Genomic DNA, 23,521 nt, shown 5'->3' with positions numbered 1-23,521 from the left:
TCCGACTTTCTGAAAGCCAACCTTCAGCACTTCAAGTCGCAGATCAAGCTGATTGAGCAAGCGATCAGCCAGCAAACGGAAGCCCTGAAAGATGAACGGGTTACTCAGCTGGTCCAGGTCAAAGGCATTGGGCTGGTAACGGCGGGCAAGCTGATAACACTTCTGCCAGAACTGGGGCGTGTAGAGTCCAAAGAAATAGCCTCGTTGGTCGGGGTGGCGCCTTTTAACCACGACAGCGGAAAATCCGTGGGCAAACGCTCTATCTCGGGCGGGCGGTTTGAGGCCAGGCGATCGTTGTATATGTCATGCCTTGTGGCGATAAAGTATAACCCAGCACTCAAGGCTCGTTATGAGGCGCTGCGCGGACGCGGAAAAGTTGCCAAGGTCGCCCTCGTAGCCTGTATGCGGGTATTGATCGTACGGCTCAATGCCATGCTAAGGACGGGCAAGCCTTGGCTTGATCTGGTCTTGCCACAGCCTATGCGGACCTAGAGCAGGAAGCCGACGTAACTCATACAGGAGCGGGCTTGCCCATCAATCCAATACCGCGCTGGATGGCACGGGCTTCGCCCGTGGCCGCGCGACAAGCGCGCCCCCTGGGGGGGCGGGCTAGATTTTAAATAAATCGGGCAAGACAGTTGCTCCCACGTGGGATCAAGCCAGTACCGCCTTGAGCCCACTAGCCAGCTACTTAGGCCACCACGATGTCCGTCAACCCCAATACCTCGGCCTGCGCCAGGATCTCATTGGGCGTGGCGTCGGCCGAAGGCATCACCAGGCTGTTCTCGCCGTCGCCAAAGTGCAGCACGATCAGGTGCCAGGCGGCCTCGTGCAGGGCCAGCTCAGGCTGGTCCAACTCAAAAGTATGGTCGGTCGAATTGCCATTGAGCGAGTAGCGAACAGTGAAGGCGTGCATGAGCACCTCGGTCTAGGTTGGGGACTCATTACTTGACCGGTGAGACAGGAAATAATTCACACAACTCCCGAGATCGCCTCGCCAAGCAGGCAAGACGACCCGGTATCCGGCGGCGCAGACTACTTCATGGTCTCTCGGTACAGCTCGATGAACGGCGCTTCAGCAGGATCGATGCGGTCCATGCCAGCGGCAATGCGGTGCCAGTAGGGGTACTGCGGCGCGATGCGTGTGGCCTGTTCGATCTGCTTCAGGTCCTCTTGCGTCAATACAAGGTCTGCCGCCTGCAGATTGTCTTGCAGTTGATCAAGGGTGCGGCCAGCGGTAATCACGCTGGTAATACCCGGGCGATCCTTCAGCCAGGCCAGGCAGACGCGTGACGGCGAGCAACCGTGGCGTTCGCCGACCGCGATCAAGGTCTCGATGATGTCGTAGGCGCGCTCACGATCGTGCACGTAGGGTTCCGGCCAGTCATTGCCCTGACGTGTGCCCTTGGGCGTCTGCTGGCCACGACGGACCTTGCCGGTCAACAGGCCTTCACCCAGCGGGCCCCAGACCAGTGTGGCAAAGCCTTGGTCAATCGCCATCGGCAGCAACTCGTACTCGGCCTCACGCGATTCGGGCGTGTAGTAGATCTGCTGTGAAACAGGCTGTTGCCAGCCGTTCAATTGCGCGCTGCCCAAGGTTTTCATCATTTGCCAGGCAGTGTAGTTGGACGTACCGAAGTAACGGATCTTGCCGCTTTGCACCAGATGATCCAGTGCTGCCAGGGTCTCCTCCACTGGCGTCACGCCGTCCCAATTGTGGATCTGATACAAGTCGATATGGTCGGTCCCCAGGCGCTTCAAGCTGGCCTCGCATGCGCGAATCAGGTGGTAGCGCGAAGCGCCGCTGTCGTTGGGGTTGTCGCTCATCGGGCTGCGCGCCTTGCTGGCCAGGATGATCGACTGGCGACGCTCGCCCAAGGCCTTGCCGACGATTTCCTCGGCCAGCCCATGTGAATACAGGTCGGCGGTGTCCACCAGGTTGACCCCGGCGTCGAACGCGGCCGCGAACATGCGCTTGGCCAGGTCCACATCGACGCTGCCGGTTTTCTCGAACGAGCCTCGTCCGCCGAAAGGCACCGTGCCAATGACCAGCTCCGAAACCAACAGACCGGTGTTGCCGAGTGCGCGATATTTCATGCAAACCTCCAAAGCAAAAGACTAGAAATACCGACGTACCTGCGCGCTGAAACGTTCAATCGGAAGCTTTGACGGCGTTCTGCGCCAAACCAGCGTTTGCAACAACGACAGTCGACCGCTTGCCAACCCAGCACGCCTGTCGTGATCCCATCCGCAGGTGGCAAAGGCGCTAAGCCACAGGCATGCTGGCAAGCTGTTCAGTGGATGACGCGAGATGAACGATGCAAACACCCTGCACCACGTACTACCTTGAAATGACCTCGCCAGACGAACTGGTGGAAAAGCCCCAGCGCCCGGATTTGCATATCGTCGAATGCGAGGTGCCACAACCTGCCTTCAACCGCTTTCTGTACACGTTGGTCGGCACGCCCTGGTCGTGGGGCGACCTGGACGCCTGGAGCGAGGCGCAGTGGCAGGCGCAGGTCGAGCAGGAAGCTCACCGCACCTGGGTGGCTTATCACCGGGGCGCCATTGCCGGTTATTACGAACTGTATCGCCCTGACGGGAGCAACGCCGAGATCCGCTACTTCGGCTTGGCCCCGCAATTTCTGGGCGCAGGCTTTGGCGGTCCGCTGTTGAGCCAGGCGGTGCGTAGCGCCTGGGCTTGGCCCGGCACGCAGCGTGTATGGGTGCATACCTGCACCCTGGATCACCCTGCCGCGCTGGGCAATTACCAGGCGCGCGGCTTCAGGATCTACAAGCAGGAAGAAACCCTGTCAGACGCCTGAGGTTCAGGCCTGCGAATCGGGCTGCGCTGCGGCATCCGCGGCCGCTTGCAGCGCCAGCTTCTCGCGATCGGCCTTGCTGATGTACTTGGGCTTGGTACTGCGCGGTGCCAGCTTGGCGCTGGCCTTCTTGGCGTGTGCCTTGAGCAGTTGCTTGATTTTCTTCTGACGGTTCATGGTGGGTTCTGGTGAGGTGGATTGGGGCTTATGATAGCGCGTTGTCTTTCCTTTCCGTGAACCGCCGGGACCTGTGCCATGAAACGTTCGTCCAGCATGCCCCCGGTTTCGGACTGGGTCATCCGCAGCCAGCAACATGGGGCTGTCGAGCGGATCGAAGCGTGGTTCGGTAGTCATGGCTATGATCCTCATCGGCATGACACCTACTCCGTCGGCCGTACCTTGGCCGGGGTACAGAGCTTCCATTACAAAGGCTCGTTGTGCCACGGCATTGCGGGCAACACGCTGGTGTTGCACCCCGATGAATTGCACGACGGCATGGCCGGCACCGAGGCAGGTTTTCGCTACCGCATGGCCTACATCGACCCTGCGCTGATTCAGGCCGCACTGGGCGGGCAGCCGCTACCGTTCGTGCCTGGCGGGCTTTCCAGTGACCCGCGCCTGTTCCATGCTAGCGAACCGTTTGTGCAGGCTGTGGACCATCCCCTCGAGCAGCTGGAAGAGCAAGACGCCATCTATGACCTGGCCATGGCGCTGCGCGCTGTCGCGGGCAAGCCACGCGGGCGCAAGCGCCTGGATTACCGGTCCGCCGAACGCGCCAAGGCGTTCATTCTGGAGCACCTGCACCTGGGCATCACCCTGGAGATGCTCGAGCACGCCAGCGGCCGTGAGCAATGGAGCCTGTCCCGGGACTTTCGGGCCCTGTACGGCACCAGCCCTTATCGCTTCGTCACCCTGAGGCGACTGGACAATGTGCGTCGGTTGTTGCTCGATGGCTTCACCCTGGTCGACGCTGCCTTGGCGGCAGGCTTTCACGATCAGAGCCACATGACCCGACACTTCACCCGCAGTTATGGGGTGTCGCCGCTACGCTGGCTCGAACGCCTGCGGCCAGGGCAGCAACGTGCAGGATCGTACAAGCGTGCAGACACTGAGCTGCAATAGGCTGCGTGCTCCAACCAGGAGTAACCACCATGTACGAATCCAGTCAACACACTCAGCCCCATCCGATAAACCTGAACCAGAAAGCGTCGATGATCGACAGCCAATGGAGCCCCAGGGTTGTTGCACAGATGAACGACTACCAGTTCAAGGTTGTACGCATCGAAGGGGAATTCATCTGGCATGCGCACCCGGAAACCGATGAAGCCTTTCTGGTACTCGAAGGGACGCTGCGCATCGATCTGCCGCAACGCAGCGTCCATGTAGCGCCCGGCGAGTTGTTCGTGGTGCCGCGGGGTGTACAGCATCGAACAGCGGCCGAGGGCGAGGCCAAGCTGCTGATGATCGAGCCATGTGGCGTCCTCAACACTGGCCATGAGGGCGGTGAGCGCACGGCGCCTAATGATCTGTGGATCTAGCCATCGCCGTCAGCGATTGGCCCGCGTCGGCTGGTCGACATGGGCAAGGGTTGGCCTCGGTGCTTGATTGAGGCCAAACTTGCACCATCGTCGATGGGAAGAACGCCATGCTCACTACCCTGGCCATCAGCAATTATCGCTCCATCAATCACCTTGTCCTGCCACTGGGCCAGCTCAACGTGGTAACCGGAGCCAACGGCAGCGGCAAGTCGAATCTGTACAAAGCGCTGCGCCTGCTGGCCGAAACGGCACAGGGCGGGGTCATCCAGGCACTCGCCCGCGAAGGTGGGCTGGACTCGACCTGGTGGGCGGGCCCGGAACCGAGTGCACGCATGATGCGCGGTGAAGTGCCGATCCAGGGGCAGCACCCGCGCGATGCCCGTCGCCTGCGGCTGGGCTTTGCCACCGAGGATTACGGATTCGCCATCTCCTTGGGGTTGCCCATCCCCCTGGCTTACCCCTCAGCCTTCATCCTCGATCCGGAAATCAAAAGTGAGACCATCTGGGCAGGTGGGGCTTACCGACCTGCCTCGGCGCTGGTCGAGCGCAAGAATGCGTTGGTGAAGGCTCGTGAAGGTAACGCCTGGACAATACTTGATCAGCATGCCGACAGTAGCGAAAGCTTCTTCAGTGTGGTGGGCCGCCCACGGCAGGCACCGGAAATCGGGCAGTTGCGCGCCTTCATCAACAGTTGGCGTTTTTACGATCACTTTCGGATCGATCGGGATGCACCCTGCCGCCAGCCCCAATTGGGCACCCGCTCGCCAGTGCTGCATCATGACGGGCGTAACCTTGCCCCCGCCTTGCAGACCATCATTGAAATCGGTGACGTGGAAGGCCTCAATGCCGCGCTGGAGGACGCGTTCCCCGGCAGCCGCCTGGACATCGATGCTCCCCCTGGCGGGCTATTCTGCGTACGGCTGCTCCAGCATGGATTGCTCAGGCCATTGACCTGCGCAGAACTTTCGGATGGGACCTTACGCTATCTTCTGCTGATGACCGCCCTGCTGACGCCCAGGCCACCGGCCCTGATGGTGCTCAATGAGCCGGAGACCAGTCTGCATGTAGCCTTGCTGCCGGCCTTGGCCCGGCTGATCATTCGCGCGTCCGAGCACAGCCAGGTGTGGGTCGTGTCGCACAGCGCGCCATTGATCGAAGCCCTCAGCCAATGTGAGGATTGCAACCTGCTAGCCCTGGACAAGGTGCAAGGCAAGACGCAACTCAAAGACGTGGGCCTGCTGGACGAGCCGCTGTGGCGGTGGACTGACTGAATGGGGTTCATCAAGCAAGCGCCGCCTGACCCTCACCAGACGGCACACACTCAGGTACCAGTACCGTCAAGCCTTCATGCAAGCGCCTCGCGGCTATGCTGCCCGTCGATCAGGCGCAGCAGGCCCAGCGGGTTGGCGTTCTTGAGGGCGTCGGGCAGCAGCGCGTCCGGATAGTCTTGAAAGCAGACGGGCCGCAGGAAGCGGTCGATAGCCAGGGTGCCTACGGAAGTACCGCGCGCATCGGATGTAGCGGGGTAAGGCCCGCCGTGCACCATCGCCTCGCACACTTCGACGCCAGTCGGGTAGCCATTGACCAGCAGGCGCCCGGCCTTGCGCTGCAACACCGGTACCAGCGCGGCGAAGCGCTGGATATCTTCAGCCTCAGCGACCAACGTGGCCGTCAGTTGCCCCTGCAGCGCTTCGAGGGCCCGGCGCAGTTCGGCTTCGTCAGCCACTTCGATGGCGACCGTGGTAGGTCCGAACACTTCTTCCTGAAGCACTTCATCGCCCTGCAACAAAAGGCTCGCCTGCGCCATGAACAACTGGGGCTGGGCTTGGTTGCCTTCCTGTGCGGACCCGGCCAGGTGGCGTATCCCTGGGTGCTGGTGCAGGCGCTGGACGCCGGCGCAATAGCTGCGCAGGGTTCCGGCATTGAGCATGGTCTGGCTAGGCTCGTCACCCAGGTGCGCGCCTAATTGCGCCAGGAAGTCGCTGAAGGCTTGGCCAGCGATACCGATGACCAGCCCCGGGTTGGTGCAAAACTGCCCACACCCCATCACCACCGAGTTGGCCAGCTCCCGGGCGATCTGTGGGCCACGCGCTTGCAGCGCACCTGGCAGCACCAGCACCGGGTTGATGCTGCTCATTTCGGCAAACACCGGTATCGGCTGCGCACGAGCAGCCGCCATGTCGCACAGGGCACGCCCACCTTTGAGCGAGCCAGTAAAGCCTACGGCTTGAATCATCGGATGGCGCACCAAGGCCTCACCTACCCCCCCACCGTAGATCATGTTGAACACGCCAGCGGGCATACCGGTCGCCACAGCGGCCCGCTCGATGGCTTCGCCGACCCACTCGGCCGTGGCCATGTGCCCGCTGTGCGCCTTGACCACCACCGGGCACCCTGCCGCTAGCGCAGCGGCGGTGTCGCCACCGGCCGTGGAAAAGGCCAAGGGAAAATTGCTGGCGCCGAATACCGCCACCGGACCCAGGCCGGTGCGGTACTGACGCAGGTCAGGCCGTGGCAGCGGCTGGCGTTGGGGTTGTGCGCGATCGATGCGGGCGCCAAGAAAGTCGCCGCGCCGCAGCACCTTGGCGAATTGGCGCATCTGGTTGCTGGTGCGGGCACGCTCGCCTTGGATACGCCCTGCTGGCAAGGCGGTTTCTCGGCATACGGTGGCGACGAAGGTGTCGTCCAATGCATCGAGCTGATCGGCGATAGCGTCGAGAAACTGCGCACGGCGCTCGGGCGCCAGGGCACTGTATGCGGGGAAAGCGGCTTCGGCGGCCTGGGCTGCTGCGTCCACTTCTTCGGGGGTAGCCTGGCTGAAGGTGACCGGCAGGGCCTCCCCGGTGCAGGCGTCGAGGCTGTGCAGGCGCACGCTGCCCGCGGCGCTGCGTTGGCCGCCAATGAAATTGCTTCCAGTCATGATGACTCCTGAGTTACGAGATTGAAGTGGCCGCACGTGACCGCTTCCCTGGGCCACGGGGTACGTACCCTGAATGACAGAGGTAGGCTTACAGGCTTTTCACCGTCCCTGGCCGCACCTGCTTGGCTGCTGGCGCAATGCCGTTGCGCAGCGGCTCGCCGAAGGCCGGCAGGCTGATTTCGAAGGTATCGCCGGGCTGAGCCTGGATGCCGTCGGCGAACGACAGCGTCGCGGTGCCGAAGTAGTGCACATGAATATCGCCAGGTCGCAGGAACTGGTCGTATTTGAAGTGATGGAACTCCAGGTTCTCGAAGCTGTGGCACATGTTCTGCTCACCCGACAGAAAGGGCTTGCTCCATACCGGTTGGCCATCACGCAGGATGCGGCTGGTCCCTTCGAGGTCCGCCGGCAGCGCACCCAGCCGTAGCTCCGGTCCGAAACTGCAGGCGCGCAGCTTCGAGTGGGCCAGATAAAGGTAGTTACGCCGCTCCATCACATGGTCGGAGAACTCGTTGCCCAGCGCGTAGCCCAGGCGATAGGGCGTGCCATCAGGGCCGATCAGGTACAGGCCGACCAACTCAGGCTCTTCTCCGGCATCCTCGGCGAACGCCGGCAGCGGCAGGTCCGCCCCCGGGCGCACGACGATGGCACCGTCGCCCTTGTAGAACCATTCCGGCTGTGCGCCCACCTGCCCTGCAGGTGGCCGGCCGCCTTCCATGCCCCATTGGAACATGCGCATGCTGTCGGTCACGGCGTCCTGGGCCTGCTGCTGATGCATCTTGTCGCGCGTGGCGGCGCTACCCAAGTGGGTCAGGCCAGTGCCGGTCACCAGGCAATGGGCAGGATCGGGGTGATCCAGCGGCGGCAGCACCCGGCCCTCGGCCAACAGCGCCCGGTAATCGTGACGCTCACCCAGGCTCAATACCTGCACGTGATCGGCCAGGGTCCGGCCAGCGGCAATGGCCTGCTGGGCCAGCTCGCGGGTGGTGTCGGTGCCACATACGCGCAACACGTACTCACCTTCCACCACGCCGACATGGCGCTGGCCGGTGGCGGTTTCAAATTGGATCAATCGCATGGTCGTACTCGCTTGTCGGTTGCGAAAAATTATCGGGAGGCGCCGGCCACTTGAGCGGCCGCATCACGCTGTCGGCGCTCCAGCCGGGTGTAGACAACCCCGGTAAGCAGCACCCCAAACAGGGTGACCAGGGCCAGGAAATACAGCCCGGACGACAGGTGACCTGTGTGTTCTTTCAAGGCGCCGATGCCAAATGGGCCCAGGTAGCCGCCCAGGTTGCCGATCGAGTTGATCAAGGCAATGCCGGCCGCAGCGCTGGCCCCGGAGAAGAATCGCCCAGGCAGGGTCCAGAAGATCGCCGTGCACGAAAACAAGGCGAACGCCACCAGGCACAGTGCCGCCAGTTGCAACGCCGGCACGCTCAACCAGGCGCTGAGGAACAGCCCCGCTGCGGCCAGGGCATACAGCAGGCCAAGATGACCGTAACGGTCGTTGAGGCGGTCCGAGCTGCGCGGCACGACCAGCAAACCAATGATGCCGAACAGGTAGGGCACCGCCGACACGAAACCGGTGACCAAGTCGCTGCCGCCGAACTGGTGGATCAAGGTGGGCAGCCACAACCCGAGCCCGTAGATGCTCAGGGTCATGGGCAGGTAGAACAGCGCCAACAGCAGCACGCGGCTGTCCTTGAGTGCATGCAGCGGGTTGCCGTGGCGGGTCTGGCCGTATTCACGCAGGTCATCGGCCAGCTGTTCCTGCAACCAGGTGCGTTGCGCGTCGCTGAGCCAGCGTACCTTGGCCGGGCCATCGGGCAGCAGGCGCAGGGTGGGCCAGGCCAACAGCACCGCAGGGGTCCCGATGCAGATGAACAGCCATTGCCAGCCGTGCAGGCCATAGGTGCCGTCCAGACCCAGCAATGCGCCGGAAAGCGGCCCTGTGACCAGCATCGCCAACGGCTGGGAAAGGATGAACAAACCCAGAATTTTGCCGCGATGACGCACGGGGTACCACTGAGTGATGTAGTACAGCACCCCCGGAAAGAACCCCGCCTCGGCTGCCCCTAGCAGAAAGCGCATCACATAGAAGCCGTTCGGCCCGGTCACGAATGCCATGCCAATGGTGATGGCGCCCCACGTAAGCAAGATGCGCGCAAACCAGCGGCGTGCGCCAAAGCGGTCCAGCAGCAAGTTGCTGGGCACTTCGAACAGAAAATAGCCGATGAAGAACAACCCGGCGCCCAGGCCGTAGGCAGCATCGCCCAGGCCAATGTCGGCGCCCATGTGCAGCTTGGCAAAGCCGACCGCCGAGCGATCGACATAGGCCACCAGGTACAACAGGACCAGAAAAGGGATGAGCTTGAGTGTGATCAGGCGGACGAGCCGCTGCTCCTGAATCATGGCGATGTCTCCAATTGTTCTTGTAATGGGTACAACACCAGGCCGAGGTTTTTTGGCAGACCGCTGACCTAGGAAATTGATCTTATAGTATTACTATTTAAAACGACAAGCCTTCACATGTGCGTTTTTTGGCGATACATTTGGCGGCATAAAGACAAATAGTAATACTAATAAGGTGTCCATCATGTCCGATAGCAAGCCCTCACTGCGCTCCGCCCAATGGTTCGGTACCGCCGACAAGAACGGGTTCATGTACCGCAGCTGGATGAAGAACCAGGGCATTCCGGACCACGAGTTCCAGGGCAAACCGATCATCGGCATCTGCAACACCTGGTCGGAGCTGACCCCGTGCAACGCGCATTTCCGCAAGATCGCCGAGCACGTCAAGAAAGGCGTGTTGGAAGCAGGCGGCTTCCCGGTCGAGTTCCCAGTGTTCTCCAGCGGTGAATCCAACCTGCGCCCCACGGCCATGCTCACGCGCAACCTGGCGAGCATGGATGTGGAAGAAGCCATTCGTGGCAACCCGGTCGATGCCGTGGTGCTGCTGACCGGTTGCGACAAGACCACGCCTGCGTTGCTGATGGGCGCGGCCAGCTGTGATGTTCCGGCCATCGTGGTGACCGGCGGGCCGATGCTCAACGGCAAGCACAAAGGCAAGGATATTGGCGCCGGCACTATCGTGTGGCAGATGCACGAGGCCTATAAGGCCGGCCACATCGACCTGAACGAATTTCTCTCTGCCGAGGCAGGCATGTCGCGCTCAGCCGGCACTTGCAACACCATGGGTACGGCTTCGACCATGGCCTGCATGGCTGAGGCGCTGGGCACTTCGCTGCCGCACAACGCCGCCATCCCTGCCGTGGACGCGCGCCGTTACGTGTTGGCGCACTTGTCGGGCATGCGCATCGTGGACATGGTGCGCGAAGACTTACGGCTGTCGAAAATCCTCACCCGCGAAGCCTTCGAAAATGCCATCCGGGTGAACGCCGCCATTGGTGGCTCGACCAACGCCGTCATTCACCTCAAGGCCATCGCCGGGCGCATTGGCGTAGACCTGCAGTTGGAGGACTGGACGCGGGTGGGACGGGGTACGCCGACGCTGGTCGACCTGCAACCTTCGGGGCGTTTCCTGATGGAGGAGTTCTATTACGCCGGCGGTCTGCCGGCCGTGATCCGTCGCCTGGGGGAGCATGGGCTGCTGCCCAACCCGACTGCGCTGACCGCAAACGGTAAAAGCCTGTGGGACAACTGCCACACCGCGCCACTTTATGATGAGCACGTCATCCGCCCGCTGGACAAACCCCTGGTGGCCGACGGGGGTATCTGCATCCTGCGGGGCAACCTGGCGCCCAAGGGCGCAGTGCTCAAGCCTTCGGCGGCCACGCCTGCGCTGATGCAGCATCGGGGGCGCGCCGTGGTCTTCGAGCACTTCGAGGACTACAAGGCTCGCATCAACGACCCAGACCTGGATGTGGACGCCAACTCGATCCTGGTGATGAAATATTGCGGGCCCAAGGGTTATCCCGGCATGGCCGAGGTGGGCAACATGGGGCTGCCGGCCAAGCTGCTTGCCCAAGGCGTAACCGACATGGTGCGCATCTCAGACGCGCGCATGAGTGGCACGGCCTACGGCACCGTAGTGCTGCACGTTGCGCCAGAGGCTGCCGCAGGTGGGCCCCTGGCCGTGGTACGCGAAGGCGACTGGATCGAGCTGGACTGCCAGCAAGGCCGCTTGCACCTGGACATCGACGAGCAGGAGCTGGCCGGCCGCCTGGCGGATCTGCAGCCACCGCCACAGCTGATTACCGGGGGGTATGCCAAGCTCTATCTGGACCATGTGATGCAGGCCGATGAGGGCTGCGACTTCGACTTTCTCGTCGGCTGCCGCGGGGCGGCGGTGCCCAAGCACTCTCACTAGCCCAGGGAAATTACCCCAAGCGGGGCCGTGACTGGCTCGATACAACCGGGGGCACACAGTGCCGCTTGCCGCTTGAACGCCGTGGAGCCGTCCATGCACCGACAGCTCCCGCGCCCGCTAGAGCGCCGAGGCCCGCAGGGACCACCTCTGTCCGCCCTCAAGGCGCTGCAAAACAGCCCTGCATTTATCAGTGCTATGATGCGAGCCCCGCCAGAAGGACCTCGCACAACCCCCATGAACTACCGCCAGCCCTCAACGCGCAAGAGCATGCACGCTACCTTGGTCCAGGACCTGGGCCTGCAGATCGTGTCCGGCCAACTCGCCCCAGGGCAGAAGCTGCCGTCCGAGGCAAGCCTGTGCGAAACCTACGCGATCAGTCGGCCGGTGTTTCGCGAGGCCATGCGCGCCCTCACAGCCAAGGGCCTGGTAGAAGCGCGCCCCCGCGTCGGCACCCTGGTCAGACCCCGCCATGACTGGCACATGCTCGACCCCGATGTGCTGCACTGGCTGATGCAGGCAACGCCGCAACAGGAGTTCTTCAATACCCTGTCCAGCGTGCGCTGGGTCATTGAGCCCGCTGCCGCCGCCTTGGCCGCCACCAATGCCACGACAGAGGACGTAGCGTCGATTGGCGAGGCTTATCAAAGAATGGAGGCAGCGCGTACCCCGGATGAGCGGCTGCAGCCAGACCTGGACTTTCATGCCCGTATTGCCGACGCCACCCACAATGACCTGCTCGCCTACCTGTGCAACATGCTGTCGATGGCATTGCGCGAATCGGTACGCTTTTCCAACCAGCGCCCCAATTTTGATGAGCTCGCCCTCCCCCGACACAAAGCCATTTTGACGGCTATCCAGAACGGCGATGCGCTTGGCGCCCGGCACGCCTCCCTGGTGCAGCTCGAAGATGCCCGTGTGGCGCTGAGCAAGGTGCTGGGGCAAGACCCGGCGAGCTGAGGGCCTAGGGCCATAACCAAAAGGCCATTACTGGCGTAACAGCCTTTGAACGCGGCGGATCGGCCACCTGTGGCTGAGAAGTGTGCAGTGCGTCACAGTGGGCGCCCCACTAGCACACTCGTACTATTTCACCGTCTTGGGTCGCTCCCGATACTCCCCCTGTTAACCGCCGTATACAGGAACACCAAGCCCTTCGGGCTCGGTGGCCACGCAGGTGGCATCTCATGGAGTCTCCGGAGTCGTTATGAACCCTTTGTTCAAGTTATCCCCCCTCACCTTCGCGATAACGCTCGCCATGGCACCCGGCGCGTACGCGGCCGACTATGTGCTCGACAGCGGTCAGGACACCTTCAGCAGCGACCGAGGCATTGACGGCGCTGTGGTGCTGCGCCCCAGCAACGGCACGCCGTCCACGCTTACGCTCAACAATGGCGCCCAGGTCACCAGCTTCGGCGGCCGAATCGGTGGGTCGTCCACCAACGACGCGGCCAGCACGGCGATGGCCACGGTCATCGTGCAGGGCCCTGGTACGCGCTGGAACGTGCCACGCACCGGCGCGGTGCTGGGTAACACCATCGTGATCGGTGGCGCCGGGCAAGGTACTCTCAACGTGCTTGGCGGTGGGCAGGTGTCGGTGCGGGACCTGCAATTGAGTGACAATGGCAATGCCGGCAACGCACTGTCGCGGGCCAACCTGCTGGTCAGCGGCCAGGGCTCGAAAGTAGACACCGTCAACGTCACGTCCGGTGGCGTGTTCCTGTACGACTCGCGCATCAACCTCAAGGATGGTGGGCAACTGGTCAGTGAGCGCGTGGCCATCAACTCGATCAGCGAACTGTCAGGCGCTGGCACCCGCTGGGACAACACCGGCACCTTCAGAAACCGCAACGACCTGAGCCTGAGTGACGGCGCCGTATTGACCAGCGACTCCATGGCGCTGGGCTCGGCCAACGTCAGCCGTAACACCCAGGTCAATGTCTCCGGTGAAGGCACCCGTCTGGCCACGCGCGCCATGACGCTGGGCACCACGACATCCAGCACCATCCTGACCCTGTCCAACGGCGCCGAGCTGAGCAGCGCCGACGGCATCGACATCAGCGAGCTGACCAGCATCAACTCCGCCGCCCGTGGCACGCTAAGCATCGGTGGTGCCGTCGTGCGGGACGATGCGCGTACCGACATCGATGCCATCAGCGCCGGTTCTGCCCAGGCGGCGGGCCGTCTCGATCCGCAAACCGCCATTCGCTTCGGCGCCGGCAGCGGTGCGCTGGCGTTCAACCATACCGACAGCAACCTGCAAGTGAACAACCGCATCAGTGGCGCGGGCCGTGTGTACGCGTTCAGTGGCGACACCACCTTGGGCGGCGACCTGACGGGCCTTTCCGGCAGCACGGTAGTGCGTGGCGGGCGGCTGGTACTCGACGGCGATGTAGACCAGACCAACCCACGAGGCACGTCATTGCTGAGTGTGGGCAACGGCACCTTGGTGGTCAACGGTACCGTCGGGCATACCGACGCTTCTGGCAACTACAGCAACCGTGCCCAAGTACTGGCAGGTGGCGTGCTGGCCGGTAACGGACAGGTCGGGAGCACGCAGGTAGCCTCGGGCGGTACGCTGTCGCCAGGTGAAGCGGCACTCGGCACCTTGAACATCAAGGGCGACCTGGACATGGCCGAAGGCTCCAGGTACGCCGCCGACATTGCAGGCAATGGCGGCGCCGACCGGGTTAACGTCAGCGGCAGCGCAACCCTGCGCGGTACGCGTGTAGACGTGACCACCCTCAACGATGCGCAAAGCTATCAGACCGGCCAGACCTACACCCTGCTGGCCGCCCAGGGCGGCGTGGTGGAGGGCGCAGCAGCAGGTACCGCGTATGCGCAGGCGTTCACCAACTCGGCATTTCTCAATGTCAGCCTGCAGCGCACCGCCAATGAACTGAACCTGACCATTGCGCAGAAAGGCACTACACCGCCTGTCGAACCGCCTGTCGAACCACCTGTGGAGCCGCCTGTGGAGCCTCCCGTGGAACCGCCGGTACAGCCACCTGTAGAGCCCCCGGTCGAGCCGCCCGTGCAGCCGCCGGTCGAGCCACCTGTCCAACCCCCGGTGCAGCCGCCTGTAGAACCGCCCGTCGAGCCCCCGGTGCAGCCGCCGGTCGAGCCACCCGTGGAACCCCCGGTACAGCCGCCGGTCGAGCCACCTGTTCAACCGCCAACGACAGGCACCCCGGGCATCTTCCAGACCGTGGCGCTCACACAGAACCAGTGGAATACGGCGGGTGCCCTGAGTGGATTGCAACAGAGCGGCGCCCCCCTGCGGCTTTACAACAACTTGCTGGTACTGGATGCAGCCAGTGCCCGCAATGCCATCGATCAGCTGTCCGGTGATTACCACAGCAGCACGGGCACCGCGCTGATTGCCAACAGTCAGGTCGTGTCTGGGGTGCTCGGCACCCGCGTTCGCGGTCTGTTGGACAACAACACCGTGCACATGCCGACAGGGGCATCGAACCTGATGCCGACCACCCCAGAGGCGCAAGGCGGCGCATGGGCACAAGTGTTCGGCAACTGGTCGAAGCTCGATGGCAACAACGGCGCCAGCGGCTTGCACCAACGCACCGGCGGTGTGCTGATCGGCGCAGACGGCAGCATCACCCAGGATTGGCGTGCCGGCGTGTACGGCGGTTATAGCCGCTCCAAGTTCGATGCCGATGACCGCGATGCCAAGGGTCACAGCGACAACTATCACCTGGGCCTGTACACCGGCGCCCAGATCGACGCGCTGCGCCTGAGTGCAGATGTGGGCTACACCTGGCACAAGCTCGACAGCAGCCGCAACGTTGCGTTTGCCGGTTACAGCGACCATCTCAAGGGCAAGCGCGACGCCAACACGCTGCAAGCCAGTGGCGAAGCGGCCTACCGCATCGGCCTGGGCGCGGTGGCGTTGGAGCCGTTCGTAGGGGTGTCCTACGTGAACTACGACGCCGACCGTTTCCGCGAAAAGGGCGGCGCAGCGGCCCTGAACGTGTCGAGCGAGAAACAGGACACCTGGTTCTCCACGGTCGGCATGCGGGCCTCGACCCACACACGCGTGGCCAATCACGATACCCAACTGTTCGGCTCCCTGGGCTGGCGCCGAGCCTACGGCGACCTGGACCCACGCAATGAGCAGGCGTTTGCAGGCGGACCGAACTTCGAGGTGCAAGGGATTGCCCAGACGCGAAACGTGGCACTCACTGAAGTGGGGGCGAAGGTGCAGCTGAACCGTCAGACCGATGTAGGGTTGTCGTATCAAGGGCAGTTTGGCTCTGATGCACGGTTCCATTCGGTCAATGCCGGGATCACGGTTCGCTTCTGAGGAGCGGCGGGGGTAGAGCCCCCTGCCCGCCATAGTGACTGCTACATCCGGGGCTGCCAGGCAGCCTTGGATGGGCTGCGCACGCGCTCGCACAAGATCAATCCCCTGCGGTTGTGCAGGGGCGCCAGCCCATAGCGGCACAACGCTGCCTCAAACAGAGAAATCACATTACCTCCGGCCCGCGCTCACTCAGGGGCGCATCAGCGGCTCGATCCCGATCCACGTCTTGACCGGGTGATAGCACAGTTGCAACGGTGGGATGGCGACGTCCTGACCCTGCACCTGCAGATTGCCCAGGTGAATGGTCCACTTGGACTCGGCGTCAAACGTGTCCGTCGGGAAAATCACATAAACGGACCCGTAACGCTTGTTGTTGGTGATCTTCGGAATCTTGCTGTGCACTTCGTCTGCGTTGATGTCATACGGCGAAGGTCGCGCCTGCTGCGGCGCGAATGTGGGATAGTCGTATACCGGGCCACCCAGATAAAGCTCGGGTCTGGCATTCAATCGCGAACCGTCATTGAGGGTGATGAACGCCTGCCGGCTGTCATAGAGGATGGGTATCGGCGCGGCCCCGCGTGCGGAACCGGACGCAGGCCGCTGACGCCCCTCGTTGTAAGCGATCAGTTGTACATAGAATTCCGGTCGCGGGTATTTTTCCCCTGGGTACTGTACATGCAGCACCTGCTCGAATGGTTCGTCGCGCCAGCGCGCGGAGTAGTCATAGAGGTAGGTTTCGAGGTGGATGGCTCCGCCGTCTGGCAGGCCTGCAACCTGAAATTCGTGCTTCGTTTCGCAAACATCCGCGTACGCTGCGCGATCCCGTTTCCACGGCACGCAGGCAGTAAGCGAGGCTGCACAAAAAAAGATAAGGAGTGAAAGCGTGCGCGTGCGATAAGTCATGACCGGCCCTGGTCTGGCGTGATGAGTGATTTCAGGTACTGACGCGTGGGTTCGATATCCATGTTGCCCATAGGCGAACGTACCAAGGTATTGGACAAAGGTGGATGAGCTAGGTCCGTGTGTTCAATCATCGAAGACGCCAAGGGGTGACAGTGCAGCAATCGCATTGCGAAAAAATCAGATTTAAGCCCTTCCCTGTAGGCCATTTCCCAAAGATACTCCCTGCGCCCATTTGTTGTTGCACATGAACGGTGTGGATTCTAGTCTCGCCGGGTCGCTGCCAATTCAGCGACCGGTTTTGACGGACCGAGAACGCTGCCTCATGTGCACACTTTATGGTGGCTGTACGTGCGGGCACCCTGTGGTGCGCCGAGTGCCAACGTCTCGGTCCGTCAACCCGCGTACAGCTACCACCCTCATTGCTTGACGGCCTGAATGTGGTAGTTCCTCCTTCCACGTTGGAGTTGAACCATGCTCAAGATCGTCCCCGATCCCCCTCTTCACAGTGGCTCCCTTGAAGACATTTTGGTCCAGGCCACCGAATACGCCACGTGCGCGGCCGCCGTGGTGCAACAGGCCATGTCACTGGGTTTCAGGTCGCCCGCTTCGGTGCTGATGCTGACCTCTCTGCATGAACTCGAGACGCTGAAGGCTCTGCTCGAGTCAGCGGTAACGCATGTCCAGATGCGACCGAAGCATCCAATCTGCCATTGACCCGTAACTGTTGAAAAGTGCGCTCGCATGGCGAACCGCCCGTTCACCCCGCTGGGTGTTGGTTCGCCAGTGATGTGGCTCGTGCAAGCACTGCACCCTTTTGAGGAGAACGAAGATGTCCGGAGAAGAAACCACGTTTACCGTTGGCCAAACCACCTTCTATCAGGGCACCGACCAAACAAGCCCTCTCTTCCGTATCGAGCCCGGTATACCCTGTGAGATGGCCCGCGAGCAGGCCTCGGAGCTGATGGGTTACGCTCGGGACATGACCCTTGACGGCTTGATGGAAAACAAGCAGCACTTGATCTGGGCTTCCCACTACCTCTGCGCGATGGCCAAGGCCTTGCTTGACGACGCGCAACTGGGCGAAGCGCTGAGCCAGCATTAAGCGTGCAGGCCAACCCGAGCGCGCTACCCTCGCTGCGCCGGTTGCTTGCGATAGGCCAAAGGGTTGCACGCAGACAATGCCACAAAGCTCAACACCGCCACCGCCCCGGCGAGTACACCAAACCCTGTGCCTGATACCGCACTCACACCCATTGCCACAACGGCTGCGCTGCCAATCTGGCAAAACCCCACCAACCCCGATGCAGTGGCCGCATGCCCATGTTCACTGGCGATAGCCCCCGAAATCGCCAGCGACAACGACGAGCCGTTGGCCAGGCTGACCAGGCACATCGGCAGCACCACGGCCGTCACGCTGCGCCACCCCATGGCATAAGCCAGAAGAAAACCCATGGCGCCCAGTACGAAGCAGGTAATGCCTATCGCGACAATACGGTCGTAAGGCAAGCGGTCAAGCAACCGCCGGGCCAACCGGTTAGCTCCGATGATGCCCAAAGTAAGCGGCACGTACAGCCACCCGCTTTGCGCCTCGCTCAAGCCTGCTTGTACGAAAAGAAATGGCGACTGCGTCAAATAAACGAACCAGGCGCAGTAGATTGAACACACCACTACTGTGTAGCGGCAAAAGTTGCGGTCACCCAGTACGCGGCCGAAGCCGGCGAAGGGTCCCGTCCTGGTACGCGTCGCGACCGGTAGCGTTTCAGGCAATACAAACAGTGCCAGAAGCAGTGCTAGCGCCCCGAATGCGGCAACGAACAGAAAGTCGGCTCGCCAGCCGAACGCCACGGCCAAGTGCCCGCCGATTGCGGGGGCCAAGGCCGGCGACAGTGACACAAGGGGGTAAACCACGGCGTAGACTTTCGCCGAAGTGCGCTTGTCGCAGGTATCGGCAATCAACGCGCGACCAATCACCAGCCCCGCCGCCGCTCCCAGCGCTTCTACCATACGCCACGCTATAAAGCCCATGTAGCTGCTGGACAGCGCGCAGCCCATGGAGCCCAGCAGATAGAGAACGCCACCGGCCAGCAGCACGGGCTTGCGTCCACGTCGGTCAGACAGTGGGCCATAAACCAACTGCGCAAAAGCCAGTGCCAGCAAATAGAACGAGACGGTTTGCGGCATTTGCCAACTGGCAACGCCAAATTCAGTGGCCATGCCCGGCATCGGGGGTAGGTAGATATCCGAGGCGACGAGGCCGAAGGCGCTCAGCATGGCGACTGTCAGGATGAAAGATAAGCGAGGCATGGTGCTCCTAATACCCGGCTTAAGCCGGCTGCGTGATTCGGACGGTGATTCAAGCCCGCTATGTTATGCAGCGTGCATCAATGCGAAAATGCACGTAATCGCAGCCCAGGGCTGCATATTTGCATCTTCAGGAAGCGTGCATTGATGAATTGGGATGACGTACGCATTTTCCTCGCGGTACACCGTGCCGGCACCCTGCGGGCCGCAGCCACGGCGTTGGGCATCGACCAAACCACAGTCGGTCGGCGTCTGGCGGGGCTTGAGCAGACGCTGGGCAGCCGACTGTTTCTTCGCAGCACCGGTGGCCTGGCGTTGACTACCACTGGGCAACAGCTCGTACAGAAGGCTGAGGAGATGGAGCGGATGGCCGTCTCCTTCGAGCGCCAGGGTGAGGGAAACGATCCTCATCCATCGGGTGAGGTGCGCCTCACCACCACCGATGCGCTGGCCGTGGATTTCGTCATACCTGCGATCGAGCAACTGCGGGTCACTCATCCGCAGGTGCGGGTAATTCTGACCACCACCACTCGTCTACTGGACTTGGGGCGCAGGGAGGCCGACGTGGCCGTGCGCACCGTACGGCCGGAGCAACCTGACCTGATCGTGCGCCGGCTGGCTCACTGGCCTGTGGGGCTGTATGCGGCACAGCGGTACCTTGACCTGCGTGGAAAGCCAGAACCTGGCAGCGCCTTGGTAGGCCATGACATCGCCTTTTACCAACAAGGTGTAACCGCCCGGCAGGACGATACACTGGCGGGAGAGCCCAGGTCCGGCGGCCGGGTAGTCGCGGAGCTGGACTCGAGCCTCATGTTGGCGACCTTCGTGCGCGCCGGGCTGGCCCTGGGTGAGCTGCCGGAATACATGGCCCAGCGCGATGCCAGTTTGGTGCGCGTCTGGCCTGATCGACAGCGGGCCACGCCCTATGAAGCCTGGCTCGTGTTGCATCGGGACCTGGCACACACGGCACGGGTGAGGGTTGTAGTGGATGCGATTGTTGCGGCTTTTGCCGAGTGAGGGTCATCTAGGCGCTGCTGGGCCTAACCCCTCATCGCCAGTGAGCCTTAAGCTTTCTGAACCCAGCTACCCTGGGCGTGACATCTGACTGGGTGAGCGATGGCATTGCCTTTCTCAGATGAGCTGTGTGTTACTGCTGTCGATCAACGGATCTTATGGAGCGTAGATGTTCAGCCACATTCAGCTAGGTGCTCGCGACCTGCCGGCCATGATCAGGTTCTACGATGCCGTACTTGCCACCCTGGGGCTTGTCCGCATGCCCGACAACCACGATGGCGGCCCGCAGGGTGCTGGATGGCAAAGGCCGGACAGGGAGTGGCCTCAGTTCTACGTGCAACTGCCGTTCAACGGACTGCCGGCGACATGGGGAAACGGCGTGCAAATAAGTTTTGCCGCCGCTTCGCAGGATCAGGTGCAGGCGGCATGGCGTACAGCCTTGGCGATGGGTGCTCAAGATGAGGGCGCACCTGGGTTGAGGCCGCAGTATGCCTCGGATTACTACGGTGCTTATTGCCGGGATATTGAAGGGAACAAACTCTGCTTTGTGCATGCAGCTGGCGTGATGTCGCCAACATGATCAAACAGGACGAATTCCCCACCTTGTTAGTGCTAGAGGTGGGTTTTTCTGAGAGACTCCCGGTTCTACGCGTCCGCCAGTAAACGCCGGTAACGCACTCCCCTTCTTTTTCGCACTGACCAGACTACAGATCAAGACGCTGTGGCCGTTGGGAGATTCGTTTGCGCAATGATTCCAAGCACCCGGCCAGCGATGACCGCCTCAACCACGTGCTCAATGCCAGCGAGCGCCTGGCCAGGGCCGAATCCGTGGAAGAAGTCGTTGCCGTGTTGCGAGACAATGCACGCGCGGCGGTAGGAGCTGAAGGTATTACAGTCATCCTCGAAAATCACGGCAAGTGCCTCTACGTAGCCGAGGATTCGGCATCTGCCCTATGGCAAGGGCAGGATTTTCCAGCCGACACCTGTGTTTCAGGGTGGGCCATGCAGCATCAAGAAACGGTTGTCATCGCTGACATTCGGCTCGACTCACGCATACCCAGCCAGGCGTACTCCTCGACTTTCGTCCGCAGCCTTGTGATGGTGCCCATCGGGCGGCCTTTGCCGGTGGCTGCGTTGGGCGCATATTGGTCCGAGGCAAAAGACCATGATCTCGATACGATCAACAGGTTGGAGAACCTGGCGCGGCTGGCAACGATTGCCATCGAAAATGCGCGTCTGACCCAAGCGCGTAACCGTGGGGCGGCACTTGCAGCGGCGCAAAACCGAATCCTGGCACTGGCGGTTACATCGACCCCTCTGAGCACCACGCTGGAGGCGATCGTTCGCGAGGTGGAGGGGCTATCGGTTTCAGGTTTCGTTGGGAGCATTCTGCTCTTTGATGAGCGGGTAAGCCATGTGCACCACTGTGCAAGCCCCAGCCTGCCTGGCGTCTACCGTGAAGCCCTTGCGGGCGCCCCCATCGACCTGGGGCTGGATGCCTTGAGCACCCTGGCGGCAGTGGACATCAGCACCCGCTCTCAGTGGGCCACCCTTGGCGATTTGACCTTCGAACATGGGCTGCACCCCTGCTGGTCGACATCGATCCGTTCAGCCCAGGGCGAAGTGCTTGGCCTATTCGTCCTGTACCACGCTGAGCGCCGGGAACCACTGCCCGCCGATATGGAAATCATCGATTTCGTGACCCAGACCGTGGGGCTGGTCGTGCACCGCTCCCGTTCGGACTGCGCGGTTCGTTCCAGTGAGCAGAGGCTGCGTCTGGCAGTTGACCATGCTGACGTAGGCTTCTGGGACGTGGATTTCATCAATGACACGCTGGTATGGCCTTCGCAGACCAAGGCGATGTTCGGGATGTCAGCTGACGCGCCGGTCACCCTCCAAGATTTCTATGCAGGCATACACCCTGACGACTACGAGGCAACGATCGACGCATTCGCGGCAGCGATCGATCCGCTGCGCCGTGCACTCTACGACGTGGACTATCGAACCGTCGGCCGCAATGACGGCATCGTACGCTGGGTGGCGGCCAAAGGCCGTGGCGTCTTCGACCACGCCGGCCGGTGCTTGCGCGTGACCGGGACAGCGATGGACATCACTGCTCGCAAGGTCGCCGAAAACGCGCTCAAAGAGCTCAACGCCTCCCTCGAAGAGCGGATCGCCAGAGCCATTGCAGAGCGTGAAGAAGTACAAAAAGCATTGCGTCAAAGCCAGAAGATGGAAGCGATGGGGCAACTTACCGGCGGCGTCGCTCACGACTTCAACAACCTCCTCACCCCTATCGTCGGCACCCTGGACATGCTCCAGCGCCGGGGCGTGGGCGGCGAACGCGAGCAACGGCTGATCGCTGGTGCGATGCAGTCGGCAGAACGTGCCACGACGCTTGTCCAGCGGCTGCTTGCCTTCGCACGTCGACAACCCCTTCAGACGAGTTCGGTGGACGTGGCAAAGTTATTGAACGGCATGGCCGACCTTGTGGCCAGCACCATTGGGCCTCAAATCAAGGTCGTGGTCGATGTTCCGGCAAATCTGCCAGCGGCCATCGCGGATCTCAATCAACTTGAGATGGCCATGCTCAATCTTTCGGTGAATGCGCGTGACGCGATGCTTGACGGCGGCACGATGCGCATTTCCGCCAGCACGGAAATGGTCGACATTGACCACCGCTCGAAACTTCCGGCAGGCGAGTACCTGTGCCTGTCAGTTGCTGATACGGGGATTGGCATGGATGCGACCACCCTCGCCCACGCGGTGGAGCCATTCTTTTCAACCAAAGGTATCGGCAAAGGCACCGGGCTGGGCTTATCCATGGTGCATGGCTTGGCCTCGCAACTTAACGGTGCGCTCACCCTTCATAGCGCTCCAGGGCTAGGTACGAATGTAGAGCTTTGGCTGCCTCGCAGCACAACCGAACCCAATGAGGCACTGCGCATCGACCCACTCCAGGAGTCACCGCTGGTGCGCGGCACCGTGCTGCTGGTGGACGACGAAGAACTGGTGCGGGCAAGTACGGCGTACATGCTCGCTGAGCTGGGATACTGCGTGGTCGAGGCTGCGTCCGGTGAGCAGGCATTGGAATTGATGCACACTAAACAGCCGTTCGACCTGCTTGTCACCGATCATCTCATGCCCGGCATCAGTGGGACCGAGCTGGCTAGAGCGGTTCGCATTAGCAGACCTGACATTGCGATTCTGATCATCTCCGGCTACGCAGAACGTGAAGGCATTGATCCGGCGCTGCCTCGGCTCAACAAACCCTTTCGAAAGTATGAGTTGGCCACAAGGTTAGCTGGGCTGCGCGGCGGATCGAGGGACGCGCCTTTATTGCCTCAGGTGGTTTGACGGGTCAGATTTTGCAGT

21 protein-coding genes are annotated in these 23,521 nt (G+C 62.0%); 13 read left to right on the top strand and 8 right to left on the bottom strand.

Annotated elements, in window-relative coordinates:
• A partial coding sequence (locus CRP40_RS04650; RefSeq protein WP_141400898.1) for a transposase occupies window positions 1-492 on the top strand: 492 nt, incomplete at its 5' end.
• A 199-nt stretch (window positions 493-691) separates the two neighbouring features.
• Here CRP40_RS04650 and CRP40_RS04645 read toward each other — a convergent pair.
• Both CRP40_RS04645 and CRP40_RS04640 read right to left on the bottom strand, forming a co-directional pair.
• Window positions 692-916, bottom strand: coding sequence for a hypothetical protein (locus CRP40_RS04645; protein WP_027916042.1), 225 nt, complete (start codon window positions 914-916; stop codon window positions 692-694).
• 119 nt (window positions 917-1,035) lie between these two features.
• Complete coding sequence (locus CRP40_RS04640) at window positions 1,036-2,097, bottom strand: aldo/keto reductase (RefSeq protein ID WP_027916043.1); 1,062 nt, start codon at window positions 2,095-2,097, stop codon at window positions 1,036-1,038.
• A gap of 221 nt (window positions 2,098-2,318) precedes the next feature.
• Between CRP40_RS04640 and CRP40_RS04635 the strand changes: the two genes are divergently transcribed.
• Window positions 2,319-2,825 carry a GNAT family N-acetyltransferase gene (locus tag CRP40_RS04635; protein WP_027916044.1) on the top strand — a complete coding sequence of 169 codons (507 nt, stop codon included), beginning with the start codon at window positions 2,319-2,321 and terminating at the stop codon, window positions 2,823-2,825.
• 3 nt (window positions 2,826-2,828) lie between these two features.
• Here the strand turns inward: CRP40_RS04635 and CRP40_RS04630 are convergent, their stop codons facing one another.
• The gene (locus CRP40_RS04630; protein WP_081728230.1) at window positions 2,829-2,999 is read right to left on the bottom strand and encodes a DUF2986 domain-containing protein; all 171 of its coding nucleotides are present in this window, start codon (window positions 2,997-2,999) and stop codon (window positions 2,829-2,831) included.
• 78 nt (window positions 3,000-3,077) lie between these two features.
• Here CRP40_RS04630 and CRP40_RS04625 point away from each other — a divergent pair, with 78 nt between their 5' ends.
• The 3 genes from CRP40_RS04625 to CRP40_RS04615 all read left to right on the top strand — a co-directional run bounded on the left by CRP40_RS04625 (window position 3,078) and on the right by CRP40_RS04615 (window position 5,631).
• Window positions 3,078-3,944, top strand: a complete 867-nt coding sequence (locus tag CRP40_RS04625) for an AraC family transcriptional regulator (protein WP_027916045.1) — start codon at window positions 3,078-3,080, stop codon at window positions 3,942-3,944.
• Window positions 3,945-3,973: 29 nt separating this feature from the next.
• The gene (locus tag CRP40_RS04620) at window positions 3,974-4,360 is read left to right on the top strand and encodes a cupin domain-containing protein (RefSeq protein WP_027916046.1); all 387 of its coding nucleotides are present in this window, start codon (window positions 3,974-3,976) and stop codon (window positions 4,358-4,360) included.
• A gap of 107 nt (window positions 4,361-4,467) precedes the next feature.
• Window positions 4,468-5,631, top strand: a complete 1,164-nt coding sequence (locus tag CRP40_RS04615) for an AAA family ATPase (protein ID WP_027916047.1) — start codon at window positions 4,468-4,470, stop codon at window positions 5,629-5,631.
• 74 nt (window positions 5,632-5,705) lie between these two features.
• On the opposite strand, the gene CRP40_RS04610 is transcribed toward CRP40_RS04615, so the two are convergent.
• The 3 genes from CRP40_RS04610 to CRP40_RS04600 form a co-directional block, all read right to left on the bottom strand.
• Entirely contained in the window at window positions 5,706-7,280 is a 1,575-nt protein-coding gene (locus tag CRP40_RS04610; RefSeq protein WP_027916048.1) for an aldehyde dehydrogenase (NADP(+)), read from the bottom strand.
• 88 nt (window positions 7,281-7,368) lie between these two features.
• A complete protein-coding gene (gene araD1, locus CRP40_RS04605; protein ID WP_027916049.1) occupies window positions 7,369-8,358 on the bottom strand; it encodes an AraD1 family protein in 990 nt (329 codons plus the stop codon).
• Between the two features lie 29 nt (window positions 8,359-8,387).
• Complete coding sequence (locus CRP40_RS04600; protein ID WP_027916050.1) at window positions 8,388-9,695, bottom strand: MFS transporter; 1,308 nt, start codon at window positions 9,693-9,695, stop codon at window positions 8,388-8,390.
• Window positions 9,696-9,879: 184 nt separating this feature from the next.
• Here CRP40_RS04600 and CRP40_RS04595 point away from each other — a divergent pair, with 184 nt between their 5' ends.
• The 3 genes from CRP40_RS04595 to CRP40_RS04585 all read left to right on the top strand — a co-directional run bounded on the left by CRP40_RS04595 (window position 9,880) and on the right by CRP40_RS04585 (window position 15,928).
• Window positions 9,880-11,613: an IlvD/Edd family dehydratase gene (locus tag CRP40_RS04595; protein WP_027916051.1), complete on the top strand. Its 1,734-nt coding sequence runs from the start codon at window positions 9,880-9,882 to the stop codon at window positions 11,611-11,613.
• A gap of 234 nt (window positions 11,614-11,847) precedes the next feature.
• On the top strand, window positions 11,848-12,570 hold the full coding sequence (locus tag CRP40_RS04590) for a FadR/GntR family transcriptional regulator (protein ID WP_027916052.1): 723 nt from the start codon (window positions 11,848-11,850) through the stop codon (window positions 12,568-12,570).
• Window positions 12,571-12,895: 325 nt separating this feature from the next.
• Window positions 12,896-15,928, top strand: coding sequence for an autotransporter domain-containing protein (locus CRP40_RS04585; RefSeq protein ID WP_027916053.1), 3,033 nt, complete (start codon window positions 12,896-12,898; stop codon window positions 15,926-15,928).
• A gap of 189 nt (window positions 15,929-16,117) precedes the next feature.
• Here CRP40_RS04585 and CRP40_RS04580 read toward each other — a convergent pair whose 3' ends face one another.
• Window positions 16,118-16,831 (bottom strand): hypothetical protein, encoded by a 714-nt coding sequence (locus CRP40_RS04580; RefSeq protein WP_027916054.1) that lies wholly within the window; start codon window positions 16,829-16,831, stop codon window positions 16,118-16,120.
• Window positions 16,832-17,302: 471 nt separating this feature from the next.
• On the opposite strand from CRP40_RS04580, the gene CRP40_RS04575 reads away from it, so the two are divergent.
• Window positions 17,303-17,545, top strand: coding sequence for a hypothetical protein (locus CRP40_RS04575; RefSeq protein ID WP_027916055.1), 243 nt, complete (start codon window positions 17,303-17,305; stop codon window positions 17,543-17,545).
• A 115-nt stretch (window positions 17,546-17,660) separates the two neighbouring features.
• A complete protein-coding gene (locus CRP40_RS04570; protein WP_027916056.1) occupies window positions 17,661-17,933 on the top strand; it encodes a DUF3077 domain-containing protein in 273 nt (90 codons plus the stop codon).
• Window positions 17,934-17,956: 23 nt separating this feature from the next.
• On the opposite strand, the gene CRP40_RS04565 is transcribed toward CRP40_RS04570, so the two are convergent.
• On the bottom strand, window positions 17,957-19,135 hold the full coding sequence (locus CRP40_RS04565; RefSeq protein WP_027916057.1) for a multidrug effflux MFS transporter: 1,179 nt from the start codon (window positions 19,133-19,135) through the stop codon (window positions 17,957-17,959).
• 144 nt (window positions 19,136-19,279) lie between these two features.
• Here CRP40_RS04565 and CRP40_RS04560 point away from each other — a divergent pair, with 144 nt between their 5' ends.
• The 3 genes from CRP40_RS04560 (at window position 19,280) to CRP40_RS04545 (ending at window position 23,503) form a co-directional block, all read left to right on the top strand.
• Complete coding sequence (locus CRP40_RS04560; protein WP_027916058.1) at window positions 19,280-20,149, top strand: LysR family transcriptional regulator; 870 nt, start codon at window positions 19,280-19,282, stop codon at window positions 20,147-20,149.
• Between the two features lie 166 nt (window positions 20,150-20,315).
• The gene (locus tag CRP40_RS04555; protein ID WP_027916059.1) at window positions 20,316-20,726 is read left to right on the top strand and encodes a VOC family protein; all 411 of its coding nucleotides are present in this window, start codon (window positions 20,316-20,318) and stop codon (window positions 20,724-20,726) included.
• Between the two features lie 161 nt (window positions 20,727-20,887).
• Window positions 20,888-23,503 carry an ATP-binding protein gene (locus tag CRP40_RS04545; protein ID WP_033695159.1) on the top strand — a complete coding sequence of 872 codons (2,616 nt, stop codon included), beginning with the start codon at window positions 20,888-20,890 and terminating at the stop codon, window positions 23,501-23,503.
• Window positions 23,504-23,521: the final 18 nt, after the last annotated feature.

Source organism: Pseudomonas sp. URMO17WK12:I9 (assembly GCF_900230165.1).
In the GTDB taxonomy this organism is placed as follows: Bacteria; Pseudomonadota; Gammaproteobacteria; order Pseudomonadales; family Pseudomonadaceae; genus Aquipseudomonas; species Aquipseudomonas fulva.
Note: the sequence above shows the minus strand (reverse complement) of the source record. Positions and strands in the feature narration are given on the sequence as shown.